This window comes from Methylobacterium sp. WL18, assembly GCF_008040015.1.
Classification (GTDB): domain Bacteria; phylum Pseudomonadota; class Alphaproteobacteria; order Rhizobiales; family Beijerinckiaceae; genus Methylobacterium; species Methylobacterium mesophilicum.
The window spans coordinates 1-1685 of the sequence record NZ_VRVD01000842.1; the positions used below are offsets into that span (position 1 = coordinate 1).

Below are 1685 nucleotides of genomic sequence, written 5' to 3' on the forward strand. Positions count from 1 at the left end.
CGTTCGGCCTCCGGCTGCCTGTGCGGCCGGGTCGGCTGCGTGTCCTCGCCCCGCATATCGGTGTCCACGCTCATCGGTTTCCGCCCGTACGCGGCGCGACGGTCCGTACAGGCTGGGGATCGGGAAGGCCCGGACGGGCGTTCCGGTGCGGCCGCTCGGCGGAGGCGGTGACGCGTGAGGAGGGGACGCGTGAGGACATGGCGCGAGAAACTCGACCGTGGAAGCCTGTCGGCCGCCGCGCCGCGTACGGGCGGAAACCGATGAGCGTGGACACCGATATGCGGGGCGAGGACACGCAGCCGACCCGGCCGCACAGGCAGCCGGAGGCCGAACGGATCGATCCCCCCTCCCGACGCAGCGTTCTCAGGACGGCCCTGACCGCGGCTGCCGGCAGTATTCTACCTAGCGCTATAGATCTGAATGGCGCCCGAACATGGGCCGGACCGGCGCTTCAGCCGCAGGGACCGGTCTCCGGGGCTTCTCAGGACGCCGCGATGACCTTCGAGACCCTGTCGGCCCAGGCCGAGCGCCTGGCCGCCGCCCCCTACGCGGCCCCGCCCAGCGAGTTGCCGCCCGCGCTGACCGGGCTGGATTACGACGGCTACCGGAGCATCGTCTTCCGGCCGTCCGAGGGGGTGCCGCTGGGCCGCCATTTCAGTGCGCAGCTGTTCCACCGCGGCTTCCTGCAGCGCAAGCGCGTGGCGCTCTACCTCCAGCCGCGCAGTGGCCCGGCCCGGCCGATCCCGTACGAGAGCCGGATGTTCGACCTCGGCGGGCGGCTCGCCGGCCAGGGTTTTCCGGCCGATCTCGGCTTCGCGGGCTTCCGCCTGCACTACGCCTTCCCGGACACGCCGGCTTGGCGGCCCAAAGGCTTCCAGGAGGAGTTTCTGGTATTTCTCGGCGCCTCCTATTTCCGGCTGCGCGCGGCCGGCCAGGAATACGGGCTCTCGGCGCGGGGGCTCGCAATCGGCACCGGTGCGCCGGAGGGCGAAGAGTTTCCCGACTTCGTCGCCCATTGGCTGTGCGAGCCGGAGCCGGAGGCGCGCAGCCTGACCGTGCTGTCGCTCCTCGACAGCCCGAGCGTGTCCGGCGCCTACCGGTTCGTGATCACCCCCGGGGACCCGGCGCGGATCGCCGTCACCGCGTCGCTCCATCCGCGTACCACGATTCCGCGGCTCGGGTTGGCGCCGCTCACCAGCATGTTCCTGTACGGCCAGAACGGGCCCGGCGCCCGGGGCGCCAAGCCGTTCGACGACTTCCGCCCGCAGGTGCACGATTCCAACGGGCTCTCCGTCGCCACCCCGGGCGACCGGCTGTGGCGGCCGCTGGTCAACGGCCGCCGGCAGCCGCAGATCTCGGCCTTCGCGGCCAAGCCCCTCGCAGGGTTCGGGCTGCTGCAGCGGGAGCGGAGCTTTGCCGCCTATCTGGACGTGGAGGCGCGCCAGGAGGCCCGGCCCGGCCTGTGGGTGTCCCCCGATCGCGGCGACGCCTTCGCGGAGGGCGCCGTGCAGCTCTACGAGATCCCCTCGGACGAAGAGTACATGGACAACATCGTTGCGGCCTTCGCGCCGGCCGATCCGGTGCGGCCGGGCACGGCCCTGCGTCTCGCCTACGGCCTGACCACCGTGGGGGCGGAGCCGGCCGACGCGATCCCGCAGCCCGCGCTCGCCCGGGTCACCGAGACC

At 72.5% G+C, this 1685-nt stretch carries 1 protein-coding gene; it reads left to right on the forward strand.

Translation table 11 applies throughout. The features are described 5' to 3' along the window. Window positions 1-494 precede the first annotated feature (494 nt). On the forward strand, window positions 495-1685 hold a 1191-nt coding region (locus FV228_RS28910; protein WP_147857612.1), incomplete at its 3' end, for a glucan biosynthesis protein.